General features: G+C 66.5%; 19 protein-coding genes and 1 pseudogene. 2 read left to right on the top strand and 18 right to left on the bottom strand.

Annotated elements, in window-relative coordinates:
* Positions 1–3: 3 nt before the first annotated feature.
* The 5 genes from BLQ74_RS12695 to msbA form a co-directional block, all read right to left on the bottom strand.
* The gene (locus BLQ74_RS12695) at positions 4–1,287 is read right to left on the bottom strand and encodes an acyl-CoA dehydrogenase family protein (protein WP_090262935.1); all 1,284 of its coding nucleotides are present in this window, start codon (positions 1,285–1,287) and stop codon (positions 4–6) included.
* A 154-nt stretch (positions 1,288–1,441) separates the two neighbouring features.
* Positions 1,442–2,866 (bottom strand): bifunctional D-glycero-beta-D-manno-heptose-7-phosphate kinase/D-glycero-beta-D-manno-heptose 1-phosphate adenylyltransferase HldE, encoded by a 1,425-nt coding sequence (gene hldE, locus BLQ74_RS12690; protein WP_090262934.1) that lies wholly within the window; start codon positions 2,864–2,866, stop codon positions 1,442–1,444.
* Positions 2,867–2,941: 75 nt separating this feature from the next.
* Positions 2,942–4,354, bottom strand: coding sequence for a PIG-L deacetylase family protein (locus BLQ74_RS12685; RefSeq protein ID WP_090262933.1), 1,413 nt, complete (start codon positions 4,352–4,354; stop codon positions 2,942–2,944).
* Between the two features lie 79 nt (positions 4,355–4,433).
* Positions 4,434–5,336: a GNAT family N-acetyltransferase gene (locus BLQ74_RS12680; RefSeq protein ID WP_374439337.1), complete on the bottom strand. Its 903-nt coding sequence runs from the start codon at positions 5,334–5,336 to the stop codon at positions 4,434–4,436.
* 2 nt (positions 5,337–5,338) lie between these two features.
* Positions 5,339–7,159, bottom strand: a complete 1,821-nt coding sequence (gene msbA, locus BLQ74_RS12675) for a lipid A export permease/ATP-binding protein MsbA (protein ID WP_090263330.1) — start codon at positions 7,157–7,159, stop codon at positions 5,339–5,341.
* 99 nt (positions 7,160–7,258) lie between these two features.
* Between msbA and BLQ74_RS12670 the strand changes: the two genes are divergently transcribed.
* A complete protein-coding gene (locus tag BLQ74_RS12670) occupies positions 7,259–7,906 on the top strand; it encodes a phosphotransferase (protein WP_090262932.1) in 648 nt (215 codons plus the stop codon).
* A gap of 4 nt (positions 7,907–7,910) precedes the next feature.
* Here the strand turns inward: BLQ74_RS12670 and BLQ74_RS12665 are convergent, their stop codons facing one another.
* The 13 genes from BLQ74_RS12665 to glnE form a co-directional block, all read right to left on the bottom strand.
* Positions 7,911–9,110 (bottom strand): O-antigen ligase family protein, encoded by a 1,200-nt coding sequence (locus BLQ74_RS12665; protein ID WP_244507187.1) that lies wholly within the window; start codon positions 9,108–9,110, stop codon positions 7,911–7,913.
* A 14-nt stretch (positions 9,111–9,124) separates the two neighbouring features.
* Entirely contained in the window at positions 9,125–9,979 is an 855-nt protein-coding gene (locus tag BLQ74_RS12660) for a glycosyltransferase family 2 protein (protein ID WP_280139860.1), read from the bottom strand.
* 62 nt (positions 9,980–10,041) lie between these two features.
* Positions 10,042–10,998, bottom strand: coding sequence for a glycosyltransferase family protein (locus BLQ74_RS12655; protein WP_090262930.1), 957 nt, complete (start codon positions 10,996–10,998; stop codon positions 10,042–10,044).
* 296 nt (positions 10,999–11,294) lie between these two features.
* Positions 11,295–12,431 (bottom strand): glycosyltransferase, encoded by a 1,137-nt coding sequence (locus BLQ74_RS12650; RefSeq protein ID WP_090262929.1) that lies wholly within the window; start codon positions 12,429–12,431, stop codon positions 11,295–11,297.
* On the bottom strand, positions 12,415–14,172 hold the full coding sequence (locus BLQ74_RS12645; protein ID WP_090262928.1) for a carbamoyltransferase family protein: 1,758 nt from the start codon (positions 14,170–14,172) through the stop codon (positions 12,415–12,417). The genes BLQ74_RS12650 and BLQ74_RS12645 overlap by 17 nt, the downstream gene beginning before the upstream one ends.
* Positions 14,173–14,262: 90 nt before the next feature.
* Positions 14,263–15,741, bottom strand: coding sequence for a lipopolysaccharide kinase InaA family protein (locus BLQ74_RS12640; protein ID WP_090262927.1), 1,479 nt, complete (start codon positions 15,739–15,741; stop codon positions 14,263–14,265).
* A complete protein-coding gene (locus tag BLQ74_RS12635; RefSeq protein WP_090262926.1) occupies positions 15,738–16,493 on the bottom strand; it encodes a lipopolysaccharide kinase InaA family protein in 756 nt (251 codons plus the stop codon). Before BLQ74_RS12635 ends, BLQ74_RS12640 begins: the two co-directional genes overlap by 4 nt.
* A gap of 160 nt (positions 16,494–16,653) precedes the next feature.
* A complete protein-coding gene (gene rfaP / locus BLQ74_RS12630; RefSeq protein ID WP_090262925.1) occupies positions 16,654–17,460 on the bottom strand; it encodes a lipopolysaccharide core heptose(I) kinase RfaP in 807 nt (268 codons plus the stop codon).
* Positions 17,457–18,578 (bottom strand): glycosyltransferase family 4 protein, encoded by a 1,122-nt coding sequence (locus BLQ74_RS12625; RefSeq protein ID WP_090262924.1) that lies wholly within the window; start codon positions 18,576–18,578, stop codon positions 17,457–17,459. The genes rfaP and BLQ74_RS12625 overlap by 4 nt, the downstream gene beginning before the upstream one ends.
* Positions 18,575–19,642, bottom strand: coding sequence for a lipopolysaccharide heptosyltransferase I (gene waaC, locus BLQ74_RS12620; protein ID WP_090262923.1), 1,068 nt, complete (start codon positions 19,640–19,642; stop codon positions 18,575–18,577). The genes BLQ74_RS12625 and waaC overlap by 4 nt, the downstream gene beginning before the upstream one ends.
* Positions 19,643–20,683: a lipopolysaccharide heptosyltransferase II gene (waaF, locus tag BLQ74_RS12615; protein WP_090262922.1), complete on the bottom strand. Its 1,041-nt coding sequence runs from the start codon at positions 20,681–20,683 to the stop codon at positions 19,643–19,645.
* A gap of 59 nt (positions 20,684–20,742) precedes the next feature.
* Complete coding sequence (gene ilvE, locus BLQ74_RS12610; protein WP_090262921.1) at positions 20,743–21,666, bottom strand: branched-chain-amino-acid transaminase; 924 nt, start codon at positions 21,664–21,666, stop codon at positions 20,743–20,745.
* 79 nt (positions 21,667–21,745) lie between these two features.
* The gene (gene glnE / locus BLQ74_RS12605; protein WP_090262920.1) at positions 21,746–24,694 is read right to left on the bottom strand and encodes a bifunctional [glutamate--ammonia ligase]-adenylyl-L-tyrosine phosphorylase/[glutamate--ammonia-ligase] adenylyltransferase; all 2,949 of its coding nucleotides are present in this window, start codon (positions 24,692–24,694) and stop codon (positions 21,746–21,748) included.
* Between the two features lie 240 nt (positions 24,695–24,934).
* On the opposite strand from glnE, the pseudogene aceE reads away from it, so the two are divergent.
* Positions 24,935–25,341 (top strand): annotated as a pseudogene (aceE, locus tag BLQ74_RS12600) (pyruvate dehydrogenase (acetyl-transferring), homodimeric type); the annotation flags it as partial.

The raw sequence follows: 25,341 nt of genomic DNA, 5'->3' as shown, positions 1-25,341 counted from the left end.
TCCTCAGAGGTGGACGCCGCCAGCCATCACGGCCACGGCGCGCAGATCGCGGTACCAGCGCTCGACCGGATGCTCCTGAGTGAAGCCGTGGCCGCCGAGCAATTGCACGCTGTCGGTGCCGATCTTCATCGCCTTCTCGGCACACAGCAGGCGCGCCAGGTAGGCCTCGCGGGGAAACGCCTGGCCGCGCTCGGCGAGGGCGCAGGCGCGCCAGAGCAGCAGGCGCATGGCATCCAGTTCGATGGCAATGTCGGCGACCATGAAGGCCACGCCCTGGCGATGGCTGATCGGTTCGCCGAAGGCCTGGCGCTGGTTGCAGTAGTCGATCAGGTAATCCAGCGCCGCCTGCCCGGTGCCCACAGCCAGGGCGCACCAGGCCAGGCCACTGAGGTCGAGGAAGGCCTGGAAGTCGAAGTCCGGCGCGGCCAGGCGGCGTTCGGCGGCGACCTTCACGCCGTTCAGGCGGACCCGCGCGGTGCCGCTGGCCTTGAGTCCCATGGCCGGCTCCGGCAGGCGCTCGACGCCTTTGGCGCTGGCATCGACGAGAAACAGCGCCGCGCCATCGGCGGCCTGTGCGGCGACGATCAGTTGGCTGGCATCGAGGCCACGCAGCACCAGGGACTTCTCCCCGCTGAGCAGGTAATGGCCGGCGCGCTTGCGGGCCCGGGTCTTCGGCTCGGCGGGACGCCCCAGCGGCCGCGGCTCATTCACGGCAATGGCGATCAACGGCGGGCCATCCGCGGCGACGAAGGCCGGCAGCCACTGCGCCTGCTGTTCGGCGCTGCCCCAGCGGCGCAGGCAGTTGGCTGCCGAGAGCGGCACCAGTAGCGCCGCCGCCAGGCTCAGGTCGCCACGCGCCAGGGCTTCGCCGATCAAGGCATTGGTCAGCAGCGTGCGCTCGCCGGCCATGCCGCCATGCGCTTCGCCGACGCCGTAATGGCTCAGGCCCAGCTCAGCGACCTGGTTGAGCAACGCGGCGGGCAGCCGGGCAGTCGCGTCGGCGGCATGGGCGGCCGGGCGCAGCACCTCGGCGGCGAAACCTTCGAGCATGTCCACCAGCATCCGTTGTTCTGCGGAGAGGGAGAGGTCGAAGAGCCCGTCCGGATCGACCTGGCGCGGTCCCCTGGCTTGCTTGGCGGCGCGCTCGCTGGCCAGGCGAAAGCCGCTGCGGCTGCCGCTGTAGAGCAGCTTCTCGATGGGTTTGCGCAGTTTCAGGCGATCCGGCCAGTCGGCCTGGGCGACGCGGTTGAGCATGGCCAGGGCGCGGCCCTGCACGGTGGTGGTCATGGCATCTCGCTCCACGCGGGGATGGGATGCCGGGGATCATGCGCCGGGACTCGACGGGGGAACCATGACCGCTCTGCCGGGCCGCGCTGGCAGAGCGGTCACTGGCGGAGAACGCCCGCGCGCGGCGCAGGCGCCTGCCGGCCGCGCGGAGCGCTCAGCGCTTCTGGCGGATCTTCTCGACGATCGCCGTGGTCGAGCTGTTCGGCACCAGGCCGAGCACCCGCACCTCGCCGCCGTAGCCTTCGACGATGTCAGCGCCGACCACCTGGTCCACCGAGTAGTCGCCGCCCTTGACCAGCACGTCCGGGCGCACCTGGCCGAGCAGGCGTTCGGGGGTGTCCTCGCTGAAGCTCACCACCCAATCCACCGCGCCCAGGCCGGCGAGCACGGCCATGCGCCGGTCGACGCTGTTGATCGGCCGGCCCGGCCCCTTCAGGCGGGTCACCGAGGCATCGTCGTTGATCGCCACGACCAGCCGGTCGCCTTGGGCGCGCGCCTGTTCCAGGTAGCTGACGTGGCCGGCATGGAGGATGTCGAAGCAGCCATTGGTGAAGACGATCTTCTCGCCCTGGGCGCGGGCGTCCTCGATGGCCAGCAAGAGTTGTTCGAGGCCAAGCACGCCGCGCTCCGAGCCCTGCTCGCGCTGGACCGCGCGGCGCAGTTCCGGGGCGCTGATGGCGGCGGTGCCGAGCTTGCCGACGACGATGCCGGCAGCCAGGTTGGCCAGGGCCACCGCCTGCGGCAGCTCCTCGCCAGCGGCCAGGGCCCCGGCCAGGGTGGAAATCACCGTGTCGCCGGCGCCGGTGACGTCGAACACTTCGCGGGCCCGCGCCGGCAGGTGCAGCGCCGGGTGGCCCGGGCGCAGCAGGGTCATGCCGTGTTCGCCACGAGTCACCAGCAGTGCGCCCAGCTCCAGCTCGGCGAGCAGTTTCAGGCCCTTGGCGACCAGTTCGCTCTCGTCCTGGCAGCGGCCGACGATGGCTTCGAATTCGGAGAGGTTCGGCGTGATCAGGCTGGCGCCACGGTAGATGCCGAAGTCCTTGCCCTTGGGATCGGCCAGCACCGGGATACCGCGTTTGCGCGCGGCCTGGATCAGTTCCTGGTGGTTCTTCAGCGCGCCCTTGCCGTAGTCGGAGAGGACCAGCACGCGGACCTTGTCCAGCAGTGCCTCGACGTCGGCGCCCAGGGCGGCGGCGTCGGTCTTGAACGGCTCCTCGAAGTCCACCCGCAACAATTGTTGGTGGCGGCTCATGACGCGCAGCTTGACGATGGTCGGCTGCCCGGCGATGCGCTGGAAGCGAGTGGTCACGCCAACCGCCTGCAGGCTGTCGGACAGACTCGCCGCAGCCTCGTCTTCGCCGGTGACGCCAACCAGGAAGGCCGGCGCACCGAGCGCGGCCAGGTTCAGCGCGACGTTGGCGGCGCCACCCGGACGGTCCTCATGCTGTTCGACCCGCACCACCGGCACCGGCGCCTCGGGCGAGATGCGCGAGGTCGCGCCATGCCAATAGCGGTCGAGCATTACATCGCCGACTACCAGCACAGGGGCCTGATCGAAACGGGGCATGGTCAGTTTCATGGGAACTCCGCAGGTCGAAATCGGCGCGGATAATACCATAGCCGCTGGCCCGGCCTGGCGCCGGGCGGCGTCCGCTCAGCGCAGCCGGCGCACCCAGAACAGCTCGTGGCGGCGCACGGCCTTGCGGAAGAACTCGTCCTCGCCGGTGGCCGGCCAACGCCGCCCGGCCAACGCCATCTGGATCACGCGGCGCAGGCGCTTCTTGGCCGGCAGCGGCCCCTGCAGGTCATGCTGCATGGCCAGCGCCTGGGCCTTGTCGCACCGCTGGTCGGCATCCAGCACGGGACTCCACAGCGGATCGGCCGGCAGCGCCTCAATGCACGGCGGCAGGGCGACGCCGCCGTCGGCCGGCCCCATGGGCCAGCGGTCGTTGTCATGCAGGTGGTTGGCGTAGAGCAGCAAGGTCTCGGGCTTCCAGGCGCTGCGCTCGACCGCCGCCTGCACGGCGCGGGTGGCATGCACGTGATCGGCGTGCGGGTCGAGTTGCGGGTGCGGCGTGACCAGCACCTCGGGACGGAAATGTTCGAGCAGCGCGACGAGGTCGGCGACCAGGTTGTTCCAACTGGGCACGCCGTCGGCATCGGCCGGCAGCGTCAGCGGGTTGTGTCGGCGCAGGCTGCGCACGTCGCTCTCGCCCGACTCGCGCGAGCCGAAGGCTTTCTCCGGTTCGGCGTACATGGCCGGCAGTTGCAGGCAGTAGTACCCCAGTTGCACGCAACGCTGCGCCGGCACGCCGCCCCAGAGCGGCACCGCCAGGCTGTCCCAACCGCGCAGGCGGCCCTTGAGCCGCGCCGCGGCGGCCTTGTCCAAGCCCAGGCGCTGGTAATGCTCGGCCTCGATCTCGCCCTGGGTCAGGGTGACGATGGCCACCTCGCTGGCGCGGCTGTAAAGGCCAAAGGCCGCGAGCTCCGCATCATCGGCGTGGGGCGCGATGACCAGCAGGCGGCGCCCGGCGTAATCCGGGTTGCTGAAGGCGTGCAGGCTACCCTGGCTGTCCAGGCGGCAATGCCGGCCACGCAGGCGCAGGTGCCCGGCGCGCAGCGCCGCGCCCTGGCCGGAGAGGTTGAGGTAGCGAATGCCGTCGACGCCGCGCTCGAAGTCCTGGCGGTCCTGCGCGTCGCCCTCGATCAGCACCTGCGGATCGAGCCAGCGTCCGAGCCAGGTGGACTTCACCCGGACCTGCAGGAACAGGCTTTCGTAGCCATCCGCCAGGGCGCCTTCGGCGATGTGCAGGCCATGCGCGCCGATCGCCACCGGCAGCTTGAGCTGCGCCTCGGGAAAGTCGTAGCGGTAGTCATCGCCCGGCGAATAGAACAGGTGATCGGCGAACCAGGCCTCGTGGGCCACCCAACCCAGCAGCAGCGCCAGCGGCACGCTCCACCAGGGCGCGAAAATGCCGAGCAGGACCAGCGCCAGCACGGCCCCCAGCAGCACCAGGCGCTTCTTTCGGCGGTGCTCTTTCAGCAGTTGCTGCTTGCGTGCGCTCATCCGGGTTCTCCGAGGCTCTGTCATCGGCCTGGCCTACGCCTGGCGAAGAGGCCCTGCCAACAGGGTTAGGGGTGCGCGCTCAGACCTGGAAGACCGGCACGCGGTGGCACCAACGGTCCTTGTACTCGCGATCGGCGCGGCCGAAGGAATAGCGTAGCGGCTTGCCCAGGGCTTCGGCCTCGGCCCAGGCCTGCTGGGTGTTGACGAAGCTGAGCACGCTGCCGGGACTGAACTCGCGGTTCTCCGGCGCCACGCCACCGTTGATGTATTCGACGCTGATCCATTTCGGCGATTCGACCCGGTAGAGAATCTGGATCGCCACCGGTTCGCCGTCCAGCAACACCAGCGAGCCACGCATGAATTCGCGCATCAGGCCAAAGACATCGGCCAGACGCGCCTTGCCCGGCACCTCGAAGTTCCAGCGGCGCTGGAACAAATCGGCGTAGATCGCCGCCTGCTCGGCGGGGCTCAGCTCGGCCATCGGCTGCAGCACGCCGCCGGCTTCTTCCAGCAGGCGCTGTTCGCGGCGCTGGTTGTAGCGGAACTTCTTGGAGAAATCGGCCGGCGCGCGGTTCAGCGCCAGCTCCTCGCCTTGCGGGCGCAGGTCGAGTACCTGTTCCCGGTTGAGTTCGGAAAGGTAACGGGCGCGATGACGTAGGGAAATGCGCGCATCCTCGGCGATCGGCAGGATGACCTCGGCGTTGCCGAGGTCGAACAGGGCCTTCTTGCCCGCGTGCTTGAGCACTTCCTTGGACAACGCCAGGTGCCGGCCCCAGGCCGGAATGGCCGCGCGCACTTGCCCATCGACGATCCAGCCCAGGTAGCGCACCGGGATGCCCGCCAGGCCGGCCAGGCGCTCGACCACTTGCGGGTGGGTCGCCACGCTGCCGCCGAAGCGCTGCCAGGCGTCGGCGTAGGCCGCCGCGTCGATGGCGGTCCAGCCGCGTTCGCGGAAGACGCGCAGGTGATTGAGCAGCGACATGCTCAGACCGACTCGCCGACGCCATCCTCGGCGGGCTCGTCGGCGAACTGCCGGGCATGCAGGCGGGCGTAGTAGCCGTTCTGCGCAATCAGTTGCTTGTGGGTACCGCGCTCGACGATGTGGCCCTGGTCCATCACCAGGATCAGGTCGGCGCTTTCGATGGTGCTCAGGCGGTGGGCGATCACCAGGGTGGTGCGGCCCTCCATGACCTTCTCCAGGGCGGCCTGGATATGCCGCTCGGACTCGGTGTCGAGCGCCGAGGTGGCCTCGTCGAGGATCAGCACCGGGGCGTCCTTGAGCAATGCGCGGGCAATCGCCAGACGCTGGCGCTGGCCACCGGAAAGCATCACGCCGTTCTCGCCGACTTCGGTTTCGAAGCCCTGCGGCAGGCGATCGATGAACTCACGGGCGAAGGCGTCGTCGGCGGCCTTCTCCACCGCACTGCGCGGCATCCCGGCGAGGTCGCCGTAGGCGATGTTGTTGAGCACGCTGTCGTTGAACAGGTTGACCTGCTGGGTGACCAGGGCGATGTGCTTGCGCAGGTTGCTCAGGCGGTAGTCTTCGACATCCACGCCATCGAGCAGGATCTGCCCGGCGTTGTGGTTGTAGAAGCGCGGGATCAGGTTGGCCAGGGTCGACTTGCCGCTGCCGGAACGACCGACCAGCGCCACCATCTGCCCCGGCTCGACGCTGAAGCTGAGATCGTTGAGCACCTGCTTGTCGCTTCCGGGGTAGGAGAAGCTGAGGTTCTTCACCTCGAGGCGTCCCCCCACGCGCTCGCGCTCGACCGTGCCGTTGTCCACTTCCGGGGTCTGGTCCAACTGCTCGAAGATGCTCTCGGCACCGGCCACCCCACGCTGGATGGTGGAGCTGACTTCCGACAACTGGCGGATCGGTTTGGGCAGGGAAGCGGCCATGGAAATGTACGCCACCAGGTCGCCCACCGAGGCATCGCCACGCAGCAACAGCACCAGGTACAGCAGCACCGCCATGGCGGTGAAGATCACCAGTTGCAGCATCGGGGTGTAGACCGCCGAGGTCTTGTTCATGCGCAGGTTCTTCAGGGTGTTCTCGAGGCTGACCTTGAGGAAACGCTGACGCTCGAAGGGTTCGCCACCGAAGCTGCGCACCACGCGGTAGCCCTGGATGGTCTCCGAGGACACGTGGGTCACGTCGCCCATGGCCACCTGGATCTTCTTGCTCTGCTTGCGGAACTTGCGGCTGGCGCTGGTCACCATGAGGGCGATGACCGGCAGAATGGCCACCATCACCAGGGTCAGTTTCCAGTTCATCCACAGCAGCGCGACGAACAGGAAGATCACCGTCATGCCTTCGCGGATCACCACCTTGATGGCGTCGGTGGCGGCGCCGGTGACCATGGTCACGTTGAAGGTGATGCGCGAGATCAGATGCCCGGAGTTGTGGCTGTCGAAATAGCGGTTGGGCAGGACCAGCAGATTGTTGAACAGCGCCACCCGCAGGTCATGCACCAGGCTCAGGGAAACCTTGGCGATGAAGTAGTTGCCGAGGAACGAGCCGATCCCTTGCCAGGCGGCGATCAGCACCATCAGCATCGGCACGGCGAAGAGCATCTTGAGATCGCGCAGCCAGGCCCATGACGAGTGGGGGAAGAGCGACGCCTCCGGGTTGTACAGGCCGTCGACGAAGAATTTGAGGATGCCGGCCAGCATGGGCTGGGTGGCGGCGAAAATCAGGAAGCCGACGATGCTCAGTGCAAAGATGCCCACGTACGGCCGCACATAGGAAAGCAGGCGAAAGTAGATCTTCAGGCTCGAGGGCGCTGCGGAGTCTTTACCGGTCATGTAGAGGTCGCACACTGAAAAGGCCGGCGATTATATCACAGGCCTCTCGTTTGCCCGGCGGCTGGGATACTATAAGCGGCTATCGATCAGGAAGCCGGTATGCAAGTCCTTGACCACTCCGCCTATGAATCACTGCGCGCTGGGGCCACCGTGCTGGAGGCCGACAAGCATGGCGACAAGGTCCTGCGTCTGGCCGATGGCAACTTTCTCAAGCTGTTCCGTCGCAAGCGCCTGATCTCTTCGGCAGCGCTCTACCCCTACGCCCAACGCTTCGCCGACAACGCGGCAATCCTGAGCCGACTGGGCATTCCCTGTCCGGACATCATCGGCGTCTATCGCATCGGCAGCATCGAGCGCGACGCGGTGCACTACCGCCCGCTGCCTGGCCAGACCCTGCGCCAACTGATCGCCGCCGACAGCACGGCATCCGAGCTGCCCGCCCGCCTGGGCAAACTGATCGCCGAATTGCACGAACAGGGCGTGTACTTCCGTTCGCTGCACCTGGGCAACGTGGTGGAAACCCCGGAAGGCGTGCTCGGCCTGATCGACCTGGCGGACATGCGCAAAATGCGCCGCGCGCTGAGCCGGCGGCAGAGAAAACGCAACTTCGCCCACATGCTGCGTTACGAAGATGACCGCCGCTGGCTGCTCGCCGACCAGGGAGCCTCGCTGGGCAAGGCCTACCTGCGGAGCAGCCCGGTGCGCTGGGACCAGGCGACGCTGAGGCAGATACTCAACGCCGAGTGACGTCTCAAGCTTGCTCCGGGCGACGCTCCAGGCACAGGCAGAGCAAGGTCGCCACCCAGGGAATCAGCCACATGGCGCGGGTGCGCTCCCACAGACTGAACACGTCGAACTGCAGGGCCACGCTGGAATACACCCACAGCAGCAGCACCGCCAGGCCCAGGCGAGTCGCCCGGCAACGCCAGGCCTGCAGCCCGAGCATGGCCCACAGCAGCAACCACGCCAGCAACGCCGGGATGCCGTATTGAATCGCCGTATGCAGCAGGAAGTTATGACTGTTGCCGTGGAAGTTGCCCGCCCAACCCTGCACCAGGTAATCGGTGCCATAGCCGACCCCGGTCCAGAAATGCTCGCGCAGGATCGGCAGGGAGCTGTGCAAAAGCTCCAGGCGCTCCGCATCGCCACGGGCCAACAGCCCTGGTTCGAGGCGCAGCACGGCGAGCCCGGCGACAGGCAAGCCGAGAGCGATGAGTTTGCTCTTCAGGCCAGGAACCAACAGCACGCCGGATAGCGCCGCGACCATCAAGGCCAGCAGCGCCCCGCGACTGCCACACATCACCACGTAGGCCAGGGGCACGGCCTGCAGGACCAGCCAGGCAAGGCGCGCCCAGGGCCTGCGGGGCCCCAGAGGAATCGCCAGCACCAGCAGGAGGGCCGTGGTATAGGCCGCGGCATTCGGGTTGTCCATGAAGCCGCCGAAACCACTCAGGCGCCCCTGGTCATAGCTCGGGGCCAGCACCAGGGCAGCCAGGCTGTACAGGCAATTGAGCAGCGCCAGCACCAGCAGCATGCCGCGCAGCCGCGCCGCCCCGCCTCGTCCCCAGAGTAGCCAGCCGCAGACCAGCAGCACGAAGAGTGCCGCCTCCTTGAGGGCTCCCAGGCGCTCGAAGTCGCCCGTACTCCACAACAAGGACAGGCTGGCCCAGGCGAACAGCAGGAAGAACAGCCACAACTCCTTGCGCGCACGGACCAGGCGCCCCAGTTCAGCCCGGCGTGCAATCACCAGCCAGAGCGAGGGGAGATAGATGAACAGCACGACCGTGGTGTAGTAGAACTTCATCGACGGCGTCAGCAGCACACCGGCGATGCTCCAGAAGACACCGAGACCCAACAATGCCTCGGCCCAACGCTCCCCCTTGGGCACCGTCCGACCATTGACCGATGCCGCCGGCAGCCAGGCATTCCAAGCACGTACAGCGTGCTCCATCATTCGCACCACATTCATTCCTGGCTGAACTTGAATAGAAAATGCCGCAGGCGCCGCCAGGTAACCCGGTTCCAGCGCCAGGGCGGCAACATCAGGAACAGCGACAGGGCATAGCGCTTGTCGGAGGTCACGGCCTGCTTGAGCGCCTTGTTGATCACACAGGCCATTCCGGCCTTGTAGCGCGGATGGTCGCGATAGGGGGCGATCGCCATCAGGTCGTAGTCGAGCTGCCGCTTGTAGGCGGTCTTCGACAGGTTTCCGGTATGCCGGCGATAGAGCGTCACCAGATCGGGCAAGACATCGATGCAATAGCCGAGATGGGCGATCTTCAGGGTCATCTGGAAATCCTGAATCCTGATCTGCGGGTCGTAGCCCCCGGCTCGTTCGAGCGCTTCGCGCCGATACAGGGCGACAGGCGCGCCGACCGCATGCGCGGTAGCGAGCAACTCGTCGAACGCATAACGGCGCACGCGCGTCCCCTTCTCCGCCTTGAGCCGGCGCCCCTGCGAGTCGACGTAGATCACCTGCGCGCCGACGCAACCGACCTCGGGATGCGCGTCGAGGTAGGCCGCCTGCAGGCTCAAGCGCCCCGGCAACATCACGTCATCGGAGTCCGGCGTCGCGATGTACTCGCCGCGCGCGTGGCTCAGGGCATTGTTCAGCGTGGCGCTGACACCCTGATTGGCTTGCCGGTAGAACTGGAAGGCGTAGCGCTGCCGCAACGCCTCGATCTTCTCGACGCTGGCGTCCTGGGAACCGTCGTCGACGACGATCAGCTCGAAGTTCGGATAGTCCTGCTCGAGGATGCTCAGCAGAGCCTCCTCTATGTAGTGCTCACGGTTGAAACAAGGCACCAGGACAGAAATCAAGGGTTTACCCACATCTACCTCTCAGCACCCAGCCACGCACCGAATGACGTCATCGCGACGACTCAGAATCCCAACGCCCAGCGCAAACGCTGCAGCGGACCCGGCGTCGGACGCTCACGCAAGGGCGGCACCATCGCTTCGACGATGCGCTCACCGATCCGCCCGAAACCGAAGGAAACTTGCGCCAGCGCGCGCCCCTGCTCGGCGATGCGCGCCGCCAGCGAAGGATCCTCGCGCAATACCTGGAGCTTGCGGCGCAGCTCAGGGATGTCCCGATACAGCACCAGGTTCTGCATATCGACCAGACCCAGCGCGCGGTTTTCCGCCTCGCCCTGGTCATAGGCGAGCAGCACGCAGCCACAGGCCATGGCCTCGAAATTCTTGATCATGTATTCGCCCATGCCGACATCGGCGCTGACGAAAAAGCGAATACGGTTCAGGGTATTCAGGTAATCCTCACCGGACTCGGTGCGCGTCACCAGCAGGTTCTCTTCCTTGGCCAACTCATCGAGCAGCGCCTTGCGTCCACTGTAGGCGACACTCCCGGTGCTGCCGAGGAAGGCCAGCTCGATGTCTCGCTCGCGGCCCAGGTCATGCAACATCGACTGGTCGTAGCCCTTGGGCACGAAGACCGCGTCGAAGCCTTCCTGGCGCAGCCGCTCGCTGACCATGAAGCCGGAGCTGATCACCCGCGCCCAGGGCAGGCGGCGGTAGTGAGCGCTGAACTTGCCGGTGTATTTGCAGGGAATGTAGTTCTGGTAGGCGTCGTGCTCGAGGATCACCAGGTTCGGCACACGACGAATGAAGGAAACCTGGCGGATTTCCTTCTTGAAGCGCAGGAAGAAGAGGATGCGGTCGTAGCGCGCCATATCGACGTGCTCGCGGAAGTATCCGCGCAGATCAGCCTGCTCTTCGCTGCTCAGCCAGCGCAGATCGCAATCGCAATGCGCGGCGACCCCCTCGTAGAGGCGGTCCAGGATGGCACGTTGTTCTTTTTGAACCAGAAACAGGACTTTCAAGAATCACCTATCGCATCCAGGCCCGTGGGCAAATCAAAACTCACGAAGCCTGCGCGAGCGGGCTTGGGGCACTGTTAACCGGACAACGGGCAGAAGCAACACAGCACCTGTCATCGCGCCTGCAGGTTGGGCGCAGCCAAAACCAGGCGGACGGCGAAGCGTATGCAACTGCATGGGGATGGGTCAAGGCACCGGCCAGCGGCTGTCCGCGCCACGGCATCGGCCCCGCCGAGGGTGCGCGAGCGACGGAAGATGCCACGCAGATCAGTCAGGCGCGCTCCGAACCGCGCCCCCGCTTAACGACTCCCGCCGCCCAGCCAGTGGCGCAACATCGGCAAATGCCAGAACGCCTGACGCACCGCCTCATCGGAGAAGCACGCGCGCAGGCGCTCGTCCATCAAGCGCGCACAGGCTTCGCGCTGTTGCCGATCGAGCGCAGCCAGGTGCCGCAGCCCCTGCCCCAGCGCGGCAGCGTCGCGCAGCGGGAAGAGGATTCCCAAGCCTTCTACCACTTCCCCCGCACCGCCTCCCGCGGTCGAGATCAAGGGCACGCCGGCGGCCATGGCCTCCAGCAGCACCATGCCGAAGGGTTCGTGATCGGAACTCAAGGCGAAGACGTCGAAGGCCTTGAAATAGCGCCGCGCCTCGGGCACCTGGCCGAGGAACAGCACGCGCTCGGCGATGCCGAGCTCGCGGGCCTGCTCCTTCAGCTCATCCTCCAGGCGCCCCTTGCCGAGAATCGCCAGCAGGCTGTCGTGGGGAAGCTGCGGCAGCGCCTCGGCAAAGCCCCGCAGCAGCGTGGCCTGATCCTTGTCCGGGTGCAGACGCCCGACGTTGCCGACGATCCAGGCGTTTTCCGGCAGGCGCAATTGCTTGCGCGCCACGTAACGATCCACCTGGATGGCGCGCAGCGCCTCCAGGTCGATACGGTTGTACAAGGTCTCTATACGCTCCGCGGGCCAACTCGGCAGGCAGGCACGCAGTTCGTCGCGCACCGCGTTGGATACCGCCAGCAAGCCCAGGCGCTTGGCGAACAGCTTGGCGAACAGCTTGCGCCCGAGCCGGCGGTAATCGCCAAAACCGTGGTGAACGCCGATCACCGGCAAACGCGTCGCCAGCATGGCGACCCAAGTCGGCTTGAAGCGATGGGCGATGCAGAAGCGGAAATCCCGCGAGCGGGCGATCTCGCGCAGGTCGCGAATCGCCCGCAGCTTGAGGCCGCGCACATCCTTGGAGCTGTAGTCGAGGAAGAGCACCTCGTCGCTGGCGCAGGCGGCCGCCACGTCGGGGTCCGGGGCGCCAGTGAGGAACACCGTCGTCACCCGGTAGTCGGTACCGGCGAAAAGACTGGCGTATTGACGGGCACAGTCGAGGAACGGCCCGTCATAGCCGTGACAGAATTGCAGGACCCGCGGTTCAGCCGAGCGAGTCATAGGGCGCCGCGCCCTCCTTGACCACCAGGATGTCCTGCATGATCAGGTACTGCAGGTCCGAGCCGAAGAACATGTTCAAGGCATCGGTCGGCGAGCAGATCATCGGCTCGCCGCGGCGGTTCAGCGAGGTGTTCAGCGCCACGCCGTTGCCGGTGAGCTTCTCCAGCTCCTTCATCAGGTCGTAGTAGCGCGGGTTGAACTCGCGCTTGAGCACCTGGGCACGCGAGGTGCCGTCTTCGTGGACGACTTCCGGCACGCGAGTCTTCCACTCTTCGTTGACCTCGAAGGTGAAGGTCATGAAGGGCGCCGGGTGGTCGATCTTGAACATCTGCGGTCCGACGGTATCCAGCATCGACGGGCAGAAGGGCCGCCAGCGCTCGCGGAACTTGATTTGCGCGTTGATGCGGTCGGCCACGCCCGGCACGCTCGGGCAGCCGAGGATGGAACGGCCGCCGAGGGCGCGCGGACCGAACTCCATGCGACCCTGGAACCAGGCCACCGGGTTGCCGTCGGCGAGCACCTTGCCAATCAACTCAGGGACGTTGTCAATCTTGCGCCAGTTCGGCTTGGCCTCGTGGCGGGCGCAGGCGGCGATGACATCCTCGTTGCTGTAGTCCGGGCCGAGGTAGACGTGCTCCATCTTCTCCACCGGCACGCCGCGCTGGTGCGAGACATAGGCGGCGGCGCCGACCGCGGTGCCGGCATCGCTGGCCGCGGGCTGGACGAAGAGTTCCTTCACTTCCGGGCGCGAGATGATCTTCTGGTTCAGCTTGACGTTCAGCGCGCAGCCGCCGGCGAAGGCGATCTTGCCGGTTTCGCGGAGGATGTCGCCGAGGTAGTAGTCCATCATTTCCAGCGCCAGCTTCTCGAACAGTGCCTGGATGCTGGCGGCATAGTGAATGTAGGGGTCGTCGGCGATGTCGCCTTCGCGCTTCGGCCCCAGCCACTCGATCAGCTTGGGCGAGAAGTAGTAGCCCTTGCCCTTTTCCTTGTAGCGACGGAAGCCGATGACGTTGGCGTAGTCGGTGTTGATCACCAGCTCGCCGTTCTCGAACTTGGCCAGACGCGAGAAATCGTACTTGCTGGCGTCGCCGTAGGGCGCCATGCCCATGACCTTGAACTCGCCGTCGAGCATGTCGAAGCCGAGGTACTCGGTGATGGCGCCATAGAGGCCACCGAGGGAGTCCGGGTCGTAGAATTCCTTGATCTTGTGGATCTTGCCGTTCTCGCCATAACCGAAGAAGGTGGTGGCGTATTCGCCCTTGCCGTCGATCCCGAGGATCGCCGTCTTCTCTTTGAAGCCGGAGCAGTGGTAGGCGCTGGAGGCGTGGGCGAGGTGGTGTTCGACCGGCTGGATCTTGACCTTCTTCAGGTCGAAGCCGAGCTGCTGCAGGCACCACTCGATGCGCTTGTAGTAACGCTTGTAGCGGCGATTGCCGAGGAGGATGGCGTCCAGTGCGCGATCCGGGGCGTAGGCGTAGCGCTTGGCGTAGTGCCAGCGGGCCTTGCCGAACAGGCTGACGGGGGCGAAGGGAATGGCCACCACGTCGACCTCGGAGGGCTTGATGCCGGCACGCTCCAAGCAGAACTTGGCCGACTCGTAGGGCATGCGGTTCTTCGCGTGCTTGTCGCGGACGAAGCGCTCTTCTTCGACAGCCGCGACCAGCTTGCCGTCGATGTACAGGGCGGCGGAAGGGTCATGGCTTACGGCGCCGGACAGGCCGAGGATGGTCAATGCCACTGGTGTTGCCTCTTGGTAAAGCCGCAAGCCCATGACGCGGGGCTTCGGCGATGATGTTCGGTGGCTCGTCGGAGCCTTCACTTCCCGGGGTCAAGCTCCCGCTTCGACGCCGGTCTTGGGTATGCGTTCATCCAGCAGCCGATACAGCCCGCTGTGCTCCGGCCAGTTGCGCAGGAAACGCGCGCGGTCACGGGCATAGGCGCGCTCGAAGCTGGCCTGGCCGTGGTGCTTGCGCATGGCGTCGAGATCGATCAGCGCCCAGCGGCCCCCGTCGCCAACCGCCTGCCAGAACAGGTTGTGGCCCTTGAGGTCGCCGTGGCTGATACGCTCGCGCAACAAGGTTGCGAACAGACTGTCCAGGGCCTTCAACTCGGCTTCCGGCGGCATGCCGGCCCCATCAGGATCGTCCAGATAGGGTTTGAAACGGGCGATTATATCCTGGCCTTCCAGGTAATCGGTAATCAGGAAGGCCGGACCGCGCAGCCACAGCCAGCGGCGTTCCAGCACCGCCAGGGGTTTCGCGGTGGCGACGCCGAGGAATTCCAGGCGATTGCCCTCGCGCCAGGAGCCCCAGGCTCGACTGGGACGCCAGAAGCGCTTGAACCAGTGCAGCAGGTTCTTGATGTTGTAGCGCTTGACCACCAGCGGCCGGCCATCCAGCTCGACCTTGGCCACAGTAGCCGCACCGCCGGTCTTGTAGATATGCCCCCGGTCAATGAAGGCGTCGGGATCGGCCAGCAGCGGCGCCAGGCCAGCCTCCTCTTCACGGCGCACGGCGCGCAGGCCGAAGGCGCCGCGACGCACACTGAACAGGCTGCAATCGCGGCCGATCTTCTTCAACAGGTCGCCGACTCGCCAGCGCCGTACGCGGGCGATCTCCTTCTGCAGGGCCTCCAGCGGCAGCGCATGCTCGCCATTGACCAACAGGTAGTGCACCAGCAGCTCTTCGAGATAGGGATCAAGGCTGTGCGGCAGTTGCGCGAAAAACACCCCGAGGTTCTCCAGCACCTGCTTGCGCGACAGCGGCTGGCCCGGGGTTTCGGCGCGGATGCCGGCGCCATCGATGAGGTACAGGCGCCCGTCGTGGCGCAGCAGGTTGTCCAGGTGCAGGTCTTCCTGCCAGAGGCCCTTGGCATGCAGCTCGGCGATGGCCGCCAGGGCCTCGCCCAACACCGCCTGCTGGGCATCGGCGAGCGGCGCCAGGTCGGCCACCGCCTTCCAGGCCTCGGCCAGGCTCTGGGCATTATCGAGATACTCGAACAACAGCCAGCCGCCCTCGCCTGGGCGCAGACCATCGGCCAGCAGCAGGGGCGTGCTCAGACCCTGTTCGGCGAGCAGCCGCACGCCGTCGCGCTCACGCTGGAAGTGCCGCGCGGCCTTGGCGCCGACCAGCAGCTTGGCCAGCACCTGGCGCCCGCGCCAATTGCCGGCGCCGACATAGCGCCGCCCCGGCAGAACGCGCAGCAGGTTATCCAGGCGCAGCTCCGCCGGGCCGGCGCCATCGGCCAGTTCGATGCGCAGCGGCAGCGCGGGCTGGCGCCCGCTGCGTTGCAGTTCCGCCAGTTTCACCCGCGGCTCTCCTTCTTGCGGCGCCGTGCGCCCAGGCGCCGGTACCAATGATCGACTTCCACGCCCGTCGCCGAGTTGCCCAGGTACGCCGACAAGAATTGCCGGACGTCAGCCTCTCCCCAGTCCGGAACGCGGCGCAGCAGCGGCTCCAGGTCCTTGACCCGGTCGTACAGGCCGAACCACAGCGGACGGGTCTTTTCCAGGCCGATCAGGCAGGCCTGGAGCTCGTCGGCCGACTCGCGCAGAAAGATGTTCTTCGGATAGAGGCAGCCGTGCTTCTGCCCCGCCTCGTGCAGCCTGCGCGCCAGCATGCCGCACGCGCGCAGGATCGCCTGGCGCTTCTCGACGGCCAGCTTGGCCCAATCCTCCAGCCAGGCATCGAGGCCACGCCAGCCAACCAGCGCACGGGTCAGCAGCACCGCACGGTGCTCCCCTTGCTCGCACTGCTCGGCGAAAAAAGCCACTTGCACTGCCGGAATGCCAAGCTGGGCGTAACGCTGGAGGTTACGGAACTCACGCACAACGCTCAGCCCGCCGCGCCAGCGCAGCAGGCCGCCGAGCCGCTGCTGGCGCTCTCGCTTGAGGGTGTAGGCGATGCCATCGAGTTCCAGGCGCTGGACACTGTTCCAGCCGCCACGCAGGGTTTTCGGCGCGTCCGCCGCCGGCAAGGGCTGCGCCCATAACGCAGCGAAATCGGCCAACCCGCCCTGCTCCAGGCGAGCACGGTCATCCGCAGCGATGTAGTCGTTCACGCGCACCCCTCATGGAAATGGCCAAGCTGCCGACGATAACCGCCCGCGCCAGCGAAAGCAGCGACACCTTGGTCGTGCCCCCCGCGCGCACTGCCGGCCGCTTCCTCGACGTCCTGCACCTGATCAATGCACTGTTCGCCCTGGACGGACCGGCGCGACATCAGAGCAGGTCCCCGTAGCGCTGTTTGCGATCGTAGAGCTTGGCCGCCTTGCGCTCCATCCAGGCGAGCAGCCCGGCCTCCTCGCGGAGGATGTCACGCAGCGGCCGACAGAAGTAACCGCGCAGGAAGCGCAATTTGTCGCGGCGGGTCAGACCGATGTCCAGCGCCGAGAAATACAGCGCCGCCAGGTCCTTGTTGCGCCAGCGCAGCGGTGTCGCGGCGCGGGTCTGCGCACGGTGCAGGTCGATCACCGACAGGTGCAGGTCGTCGGCGCTCGGCGTGCGCTCGGTGTGCAGCAGGAAGTGGCAGATATAGCAGTCGCGGTGGTTGACCCCGGCGCGGTGCATGGTGCCGACCATCTTCGCCACCTCGGCGATCAGCGCGCGCTTGAAACGCGGCTCGGGCGGCTGCTGTCGCCAGTTCAGCGACAGTTGCTCGAGGTCGACGGTGGGCGCCAGTTCCTCAGTGATGATGAAGGAGTGCTGGCGTGCCGGATCGCTGCCGCGCTCGCCATAGGCGACCGAGGTCATGGTCGCCACGCCAGCCCGGTGCAGGCGCTCCAGGGCGCGCTGTTCCTGGCCGGCGCCGAGCACCGGGAGCTTGGCGCTGAGCAGGTTCTTGACTATCTCGCCCCAGCCGATGCCGCGGTGGATCTTCACGAAATAGCCGCGCCCCTCGACTTCGGTGCGCAGGGTGCGGCGGCCTTCGAGTTCGCGGTAGACCTTGCCCTGCAGGCGCTCGACCTCGACGAAGGGGTCCTTGCCGGCCCACAGGCGCTGGAAGGGCTCGTGCAGTTCCAGCTTCATGGGCGCTCCGCCAGGATCACATCCGCGGCATGTTGCGGCATGGAGTAGAGATCGGCGCTGTCGGCATAGGCCAGGCCGTTGCGCGACCAGGCAGCGCGCGCCGGACCGTCCTCGAGCATCTCCACCAGCATGCGGTTGAGGCTCTCCTGCTCGAAGGGGGTCGGCAACACGCACCCCGCCTCGGCGTCGGCGATGTAGTGGGCGTAGCCACAGACGTCCGTGACCAGCACCGGCAGGCCTGCGACCAGCGCCTCCAGCAGCACGGTGCCGGTGTTTTCGTTGTAGGCCGGGTGAATCAGCAAGTCAGCGCCGAGCAGGAAGCGCGGAATGTCGCTTCGGCCCTTGAGGATTTGCACATGGTCGGAGATGCCCAGGGCCTTCATTTGCAGCAGGAAGGGCTTGGGGTCGTCCTGGCCGATGACGATCAGCCGGGTGCGCTTGCGCAGCGCGCGCGGCAGGGCGGCGACCGCCTTGAGGCTGCGATCCAGTCCCTTGGTCTTGAAACCGGAGCCGATCTGCACCAGCAGCAGGTCATCCTCGCCCAACTGAAACTCGCGACGGAACTCAGCGCGGATTTCCGCGGCGTTCGGTGGCGCCCGGCGGTCCTGGGCGATGCCCGGCGGCAGCAGGTGGAAGCGCTGCGCCGGGGTGGCGTAGTGCTTGACGAACAAGGGCTGCTGCACCTCGGAGATCATCAGGATTTCGGTCTTCGAGCGCGGATCGAAGACCGCACGCTCGTAGCCGGCGAAATGCCGATAGCGGGAAAACTGGCGATACAGCGGATTGCGCAGGGTCTGCGCCTTGTCCTCGTAGCAGGGATCGGCCGCGTAGTAGACATCCAGGCCGGGCATCTTGTTGAAGCCGATCACCCGGTCCACCGGACGCCGCGCCAGATCGGCGCGCAGCCAGGCGCTGAACTTCTCGTTGCGCTTGTGGTTGAACAGCGCCTTGACCGGCGCCACCAGCACCTCGAAGCCCGGCGGCACCTCGCCTTCCCAGATCAGCGTGTAGACGCGAATGGCGTGACCGCGCTTCTGGCACTCCAGGGCGATGCGCATGAAGTCGCGCTGCAGCCCACCGAAGGGGAAGTATTTGTAGAGGACGAAAGCCAGGGTCATCGAAGCGTCTCCGGGGCCAGCAGCAGGGCCTCGAGCTGGATCGCCACACGCTGCGGGTTGAGGCGAGTGAAGCACAGCGGCTGTTCATGCCGCAGGTCGAACTGGCGTTTGTCGTCGGCCGTCGGCTGGTAGGTGCAGGTTTTCTGCAGGCAGGGCGCACACGGCCAATCGCTGCCCAGGTGCACCTGCGAGCGCCCATAGGCGCCGGTGAGGCCGGGGTTGGTCGGGCCGAACAGCGACAGCGTCGGCACGTCCAGTGCGGCGGCGAGGTGGCCGAGGCCGGTATCCACCGCCACACAGGCGGATGCGCCGGCCAGCACCTTGGCCATGCCGGCCAAGGATAACTTGGGGAGCACCGAGGTATTTTCCAAGCCCTGGGCGATACGCTCGGCGCGCGCCTGCTCGGCGGCATTGCCCCAGGGCAGGCGCACCGACCAGCCACGCTCGCCCATGCGCTCGGCCAGCTCGCGCCAGTAGCGCTCCGGCCAATGCTTGGTCACCCAGGTGGTGCCATGGAGGAACACCAGGTAAGGCGCGGCGGCGCTTTCATCGAGCAGGCGGGTACGGTCCAGACCGTAGTCGCCGACCGATGCCGGCAGCGGGTAGTCCAGGGCCTGGGCGAATAGCTGGCGCACCCGCTCGACCGCGTGCTGGCCCCAGGCGACCGGATAGCCGCGGTCGTAGAAACGGCTGGCCGCCGGCTCGCGGGCCGACTGCCGATCGAGCCCGGCAACCGGGGTCTTCTTCACGTAACGGGTCAGCCAGGCACTCTTGAGCAGGCCCTGGGCGTCGATCACCAGGTCGTAGTCGACCTCGCGCAGGCGCTGCTTGAAGCGGCGCCACTCGCCATTCTTCAGGGTTTGCCAGAGGTTCTTGCGCCAGCGTCGGATGGCCACCGGAATGACCTGGGCCACCGCCGGGTGCCAGGCCGGGATTTCGGCGAAGCCCTCTTCCACCACCCAGTCGAACTGGATGCCAGGGATGGTGCGGGCGGCGTCGGTCAGGGCCGGCAAGGTATGAATGACATCGCCGAGGGACGACGTCTTGATCAGCAACACACGCATTCAGCGGTCTTCCACATCCACCGGATCGGCGACCAGACGGTCGAGCGCCTCCAGCACCGGCCGCGGCTTCAGCTCGCGCAGGCAATTGTAGTGACCGAAACGGCACACGCGGTCGAAGCAGGGGCTGCACTCCAGACCGAGGCGGACGATTTCCACCGCATCGGCCAACGGCGGGGTGAACTGCGGCGAGGTGGAACCATAGACCGCCACCAGCGGGCGATTCAGCGCAGCGGCCACGTGCATCAGACCGGAGTCGTTGCTGACCACCGCGGACGCACTGGACATCAGGTCGATGGCCTCGGCCAGGGCGGTTTCGCCGGCCAGGTTCAGCGCCTCTTCGCGCAGCCCGGGGATCAGCCGCGAACGGATCTCCTCGCCGCCGGGATGATCGTTCTTCGAGCCGAAGATCCACACCTGCCAGCCCGCGCGAATCTTGACCTCGGCGACCTTGGCGTAATACTCCGCCGGCCAGCGCTTGGCTTCGCCGAACTCGGCGCCGGGGCACAGCGCCAGCACCGGACGGTCCAGGCTCAGGCCGAACTTGGTCAGGGCCGCGTCGCGGCTCTGCGCGTCGATCGACAGGCGCGGTTGCGGATAAGGCTTGGGCAACTCGGCGCCCGGTGCATAGGCCAGCGCCATGAAGCGCTCGATCATCAGCGGGTAGCGCTGCTTGTCCAGCGTGCGAATGTCGTTGAGCAGGCCATAGCGCATCTCGCCCTTCCAGCCGGTGCGCTTGGCGATGCCGGCGAAGAACGGCACCAGCGCCGATTTCAGCGAGTTGGGCAGGAGGATGGCCTGGTCGTACCGACCCGCCAGGGATTTGCCGATGCGCCGCCGCGCGGCGATATCCAGCACACCATGGCCGAGCGGGAAGCTCAGGGCCTGGCGCACCTCGGGCATGCGTTCAAGGATCGGCCGGCTCCACTCGGGGGCCAGGACATCGATCTCGCACGCGGCATGCTGTTGTTTCAGACACTGGAACAGCGTCTGCGCCATCACCATGTCGCCTACCCAGGACGGCCCTACGATCAGAATTCTCATGCGCTTTCCAGAAACGACCAGGGAGGCTAGCGCCTCCCCGTCATGCTCTTGACTGAAGCTTACTTGACCAGGGTGCGCCATTCCGGATGGGCGCTGGTCTTGCCGGACACCAGATCGAAGTAGGCTTTCTGCAGCTTCTCGGTGACCGGGCCGCGACGGCCGATGCCGATCTGCCGGCCGTCCACTTCGCGAATCGGCGTGACTTCGGCGGCGGTGCCAGTGAAGAAGGCTTCGTCGGCGATGTACACCTCGTCACGGGTGATGCGCTTCTCCACCACCTTGATGCCCAGCTCACCGGCCAGGGTCAGCACGGTGTTGCGGGTGATGCCGTTGAGGCAGGCGGTGACTTCCGGGGTGTAGATCACGCCGTCCTTGATGATGAAGATGTTCTCGCCGGAACCTTCGGCTACGTAGCCTTCCGGGTCGAGCATCATGGCTTCGTCGGCGCCGCCGGAAATGGCTTCCTGCAGGGCCAGCATCGAGTTGATGTAGGCGCCGTTGGACTTGGCGCGGGTCATCGAGATGTTCACGTGGTGGCGGGTGAAGGAGCTGGTGCGCACCTTGATGCCCTGCTCCAGGGCTTCTTCGCCCATGTAGGCGCCCCAGTGCCAGGCGGCGACGATGACGTGGACCTTCAGGCCGCTGGCGCGCAGGCCCATACCTTCGCTTCCGTAGAACACCATCGGGCGGATGTAGGCGCTTTCCAGGTTGTTCTCGCGGACCGCGGCGCGGGTCGCTTCGTTGATCTCTTCCTTCGAGAACGGCATCTTCATGTTCATGATGTGCGCCGAATCGAAGAGGCGGTCGGTGTGCGCCTGCAGACGGAAGATCGCCGTGCCCTGCGGGGTGTTGTAGGCACGCACGCCCTCGAAGACGCCCATGCCGTAGTGCAGGGTGTGGGTCAGAACGTGGGTGGTCGCCTCGCGCCACTGCACCAGTTCGCCGTCATACCAGATCACGCCATCACGATCGGCCATCGACATATTTGCCAGCTCCTCACAGAAATTCGTCATTCGGCCACCGGGGCACACGCCCTCGGCAACCGCTGCGTACTGCCCGGGATCAGGTGAGCTCGAGCTCGCGCCAGATCCGCATCACTCCGCGGCGTTCTTCATGGAAACGGTCTCCGCTCACGACCCCTGGCTGTTTCTGCAATGCCAGGCGATGCGCGGCTGCGCGATAAGCCTTGTAGGCTTCCTGCAGGAAGCGGACGTCCTCGCTGGCGATCAGGCCAGCCCGCTCCAGCCCTTCCAGAATGCGGATGTTGTCGGTGAATTGCAGCAACTCGGGGTGCTGCCACGACCAGGCAAGGGCCGCATATTGCACCATAAATTCAATATCGACGATACCACCGGCATCCTGCTTGAGATCGAAGGCGGCCGTGGCTTCGAAGGCATTCGCCGCGGTTCCGGCGGCGGTCGACGGCGTGCCCAGGTTATCGCGCATCTTGGCGCGCATCTCGCTCACCTCGCGGCGCAGCTCCGGCAGATCGCGCTGACGCCCGAGCACCCGCGCGCGGATCGCTTCGAACTCGCCGGCCACCCGCGGGCAGCCGGCCAGTACGCGGGCACGCACCAGGGCCTGGTGCTCCCAGGTCCAGGCCTCGCCTTCCTGATAGGCGAGAAAAGCTCCCAGCGAACTCACCAGCAGGCCGGCGGCGCCGCTCGGACGCAGGCGCATGTCCACCTCATAGAGCGCACCGGAGGTGGTCTGGGTCGTCAGGAAGTGGATGATCTTCTGCCCCAGGCGGGTGAAGAACTGCGCGCCGTCGATGGGCTTGGCGCCGTCGGTTTCGCACTGCGGGTCGCCATCATGGATGAACACCAGGTCGAGGTCGGAACCATGGCCCAGCTCCAGGCCGCCGACCTTGCCGTAGCCGACGATGATGAAGTCCGGGTCGCAGGGCGTGCCATCGGCGCGCAGCGGCCGTCCGTGGCGTTGTACCAGCTGGTTCCAGGCCAGCGCCAGGACCTGTTCGAGGATCGCTTCGGCGAGCCAGGTCAGGTAGTCGCTGACCTTCATCAGCGGCAGGGTTCCGGCGATTTCCGAGGCAACCACGCGCAGACCGTGGGCCAGCTTGAAATGGCGCAGGGTTTCCATCTGCTGTTCGAGGTCATCCTCGGGAATGCGCATCAGCCGCTCGCGCAGCTCGGCGGCCAGCTCCGGCGCCTGCGGCGGACGCAGCAGGCGTCCCTCGTTGAGCAACTCATCGAGAAGGATGGGGAACCTGGCGATCTGCTCGGCCACCATCGGGCTGGCCGCGCACAGCGTCAGCAGGCGCTCCAGGGCGCCGGGGTTCTCGGTGAGCAGCACCAGGTAGGCCGAACGCCGCGCCACCGCTTCCACCAGCGGCAACACACGCTCCAGGGTCAGGTCCGGGTGCTCGTGTTCGGCGAGCATGTTCAGCAGGCGCGGGACGAAGGCGTCCAGGCGCTCGCGACCGAGGCGCTGCATGGCGCGCACCTGGGCGCCATTGCGCAGGTCGATGAGCCGTTTCCAGGCCGCCGCCGGCTCGGCGAAGCCGGCATCGGCGAGCTGGCGGCAGGCGGATTCCTCATCCACCTGCTCCTCCCACACCGGCAGCCACTCGGCGCCCGGCCCGGCACTGCCGGCGTCACCGTTCTCGTCCTCGTCAGGATCGGCGATGACCTGGCGGAAGTGCCAGTCGATGCGCTCGCGCCAGTGATTGACCGCATCGTGGAAAGCCGACCAGTTGGCGAAACCCAGCATGAACGCGACGCGGATGCGCGCCAGCTCGTCGTCCGGCAGCATCTGTGTCTGGCGGTCGTCGATGGCCTGCAGGGCATGCTCGGTGTAGCGCAGGAATTCGTAACCCTCGCGCAACTCGCTCACCACCGCCGGCGGCAGGTAGCCCTGGCCTTCGAGGATGGCCAGCACGCGCAGCAGCGGCCGCTGTTGCAGGCTCAGGTCGCGGCCGCCGTGGATCAACTGGAAGGCCTGGGCGATGAATTCCACCTCGCGGATGCCGCCAGCGCCGAGCTTGATGTTCTCGCTCATGCCCTTGCGCCGGACTTCCTGCTGGATCAGCTGCTTCATGTTGCGCAGCGCTTCGATGGCGGAAAAGTCCAGGTAGCGGCGGTAGACGAAGGGCCGCAGCAGTTCCAGCAGGCGCTGGCCGGCGTCCTGATCCCCCCCGACCACCCGCGCCTTGATCATCGCGTAGCGCTCCCAGTCGCGGCCCTGGTCCTGGTAGTACTGCTCCAGGGCGGCGAAGCTGTGCACCAGCGGACCACTGGAGCCGTAGGGACGCAGGCGCATGTCGACACGGAAGACGAAGCCATCGACGGTGATGGCGTCCAGCGCCTTGATCAGCTTCTGTCCGAGCCGGGTGAAGAACTCCTGGTTGTCCAGGGCACGGCGGGCGCCCTGGGTTTCGCCACCCTCCGGATAGCCGAAGATCAGGTCGATATCCGACGACAGGTTCAGTTCGCCGGCGCCCAGCTTGCCCATGCCGAGGATCACCAGATGCTGCGGCAGGTTCGAGCGGTGGCCGATGGGCGTGCCGAACTGCTGGCAGTGGCGCGTATACAGCCACTGGTAGGTCAGGTCGATGCAGCAATCGGCGAGATCGGAGAGATCGCGACAGGTGCCCGCCAGATCGCAGGCACGGGTCAGGTCGCGCCAGATGATGCGCACCTGTTGGCGCCGGCGGAAACGGCGCAGGCGCCGGCCCAACTCATCTTCGTCGGCGCAGTCGGCCAGCCAGGCTTCCAACTGCGCGCGCATCTCGCCGCGCCGCAGTTCGCGCTCCAGCTCTCCCCCGGCAGCCAGCTCCAGCAGCATGGCCGGATCGCGCCCGGCCTGTTCGGCAACGAAATCACTGGCGGCGCAGACCCGCGCAAAGTTGCCGTGCCGCTCTTCGGACCATTGCTGGTAAAGGCTGGACAGTTCGACGGGAAGATTGGCGACGGCGGCGTGGAAAGACTGCCCCGCGCGCTCGGCGAGAGGCTTGAGAGTGGCCGGCAAAGCGGCCAGGGACGGCAGAGTCATGCATCGATCCTGATGAACGGCAGCCCTGCGGAAGCCCCGCCAAATGGGCGCCTGTAGTTTTACTACTAACTTTTTTCCACGAAGGGCTGTATCGAATGGCGTTTTGTAGTAAAACTACAACCCGCCGGAACAGCCCGGTGCACTTCCAAGAATTCGCGGCGCCGCCCACAAGGTTGGCGCTGCATTGGCAACGACCCACTGGCTTCCGATTCTGGAAGCCTTTCCGCCCTGGAGCAAGCCATGCAAGACCTCGATCCCGTCGAAACCCAGGAGTGGCTGGACGCCCTGGAATCCGTCCTCGATCGCGAAGGTGAGGAGCGCGCGCACTACCTCATGACCCGCATGGGCGAGCTGGCCAGCCGCACCGGCACCCAACTGCCCTACGCCATCACCACGCCCTATCGCAACACCATTCCGGTCACCCACGAGGCACGCATGCCCGGTGACCTGTTCATGGAGCGGCGCATCCGCTCGCTGGTGCGCTGGAATGCACTGGCCATGGTGATGAAGGCGAACAAGCACGACCCCGACCTGGGCGGCCACATCTCCACCTTCGCGTCCTCGGCGACCCTCTACGACATCGGCTTCAACTACTTCTTCCAGGCCCCCACCGACGAGCACGGCGGCGACCTGGTGTTCTTCCAGGG

Origin of the sequence: Pseudomonas panipatensis, assembly GCF_900099785.1 — a bacterium.
Classification (GTDB): Bacteria; Pseudomonadota; Gammaproteobacteria; order Pseudomonadales; family Pseudomonadaceae; genus Pseudomonas; species Pseudomonas panipatensis.
The sequence above is the reverse complement of the archived record's forward strand: the minus strand, read 5'-3'. Positions and strand labels throughout refer to the sequence as shown.

Excerpts from the sequence above, each read along its gene's own strand:
- rfaP (WP_090262925.1), bottom strand. The coding sequence starts at position 17,460 with ATGAAGCTGGAACTGCACGAGCCCTTCCAGCGCCTGTGGGCCGGCAAG.
- BLQ74_RS12650 (WP_090262929.1), bottom strand. The coding sequence starts at position 12,431 with ATGACTCGCTCGGCTGAACCGCGGGTCCTGCAATTCTGTCACGGCTAT.
- BLQ74_RS12680 (WP_374439337.1), bottom strand. The coding sequence starts at position 5,336 with ATGTCGCTGCTCAATCACCTGCGCGTCTTCCGCGAACGCGGCTGGACC.
- waaF (WP_090262922.1), bottom strand. The coding sequence starts at position 20,683 with ATGAGAATTCTGATCGTAGGGCCGTCCTGGGTAGGCGACATGGTGATG.
- BLQ74_RS12665 (WP_244507187.1), bottom strand. The coding sequence starts at position 9,110 with ATGGAGCACGCTGTACGTGCTTGGAATGCCTGGCTGCCGGCGGCATCG.
- ilvE (WP_090262921.1), bottom strand. The coding sequence starts at position 21,666 with ATGTCGATGGCCGATCGTGATGGCGTGATCTGGTATGACGGCGAACTG.
- glnE (WP_090262920.1), bottom strand. The coding sequence starts at position 24,694 with ATGACTCTGCCGTCCCTGGCCGCTTTGCCGGCCACTCTCAAGCCTCTC.
- BLQ74_RS12670 (WP_090262932.1), top strand. The coding sequence starts at position 7,259 with ATGCAAGTCCTTGACCACTCCGCCTATGAATCACTGCGCGCTGGGGCC.
- waaC (WP_090262923.1), bottom strand. The coding sequence starts at position 19,642 with ATGCGTGTGTTGCTGATCAAGACGTCGTCCCTCGGCGATGTCATTCAT.
- msbA (WP_090263330.1), bottom strand. The coding sequence starts at position 7,159 with ATGACCGGTAAAGACTCCGCAGCGCCCTCGAGCCTGAAGATCTACTTT.
- BLQ74_RS12625 (WP_090262924.1), bottom strand. The coding sequence starts at position 18,578 with ATGACCCTGGCTTTCGTCCTCTACAAATACTTCCCCTTCGGTGGGCTG.
- BLQ74_RS12685 (WP_090262933.1), bottom strand. The coding sequence starts at position 4,354 with ATGAGCGCACGCAAGCAGCAACTGCTGAAAGAGCACCGCCGAAAGAAG.
- BLQ74_RS12695 (WP_090262935.1), bottom strand. The coding sequence starts at position 1,287 with ATGACCACCACCGTGCAGGGCCGCGCCCTGGCCATGCTCAACCGCGTC.
- hldE (WP_090262934.1), bottom strand. The coding sequence starts at position 2,866 with ATGAAACTGACCATGCCCCGTTTCGATCAGGCCCCTGTGCTGGTAGTC.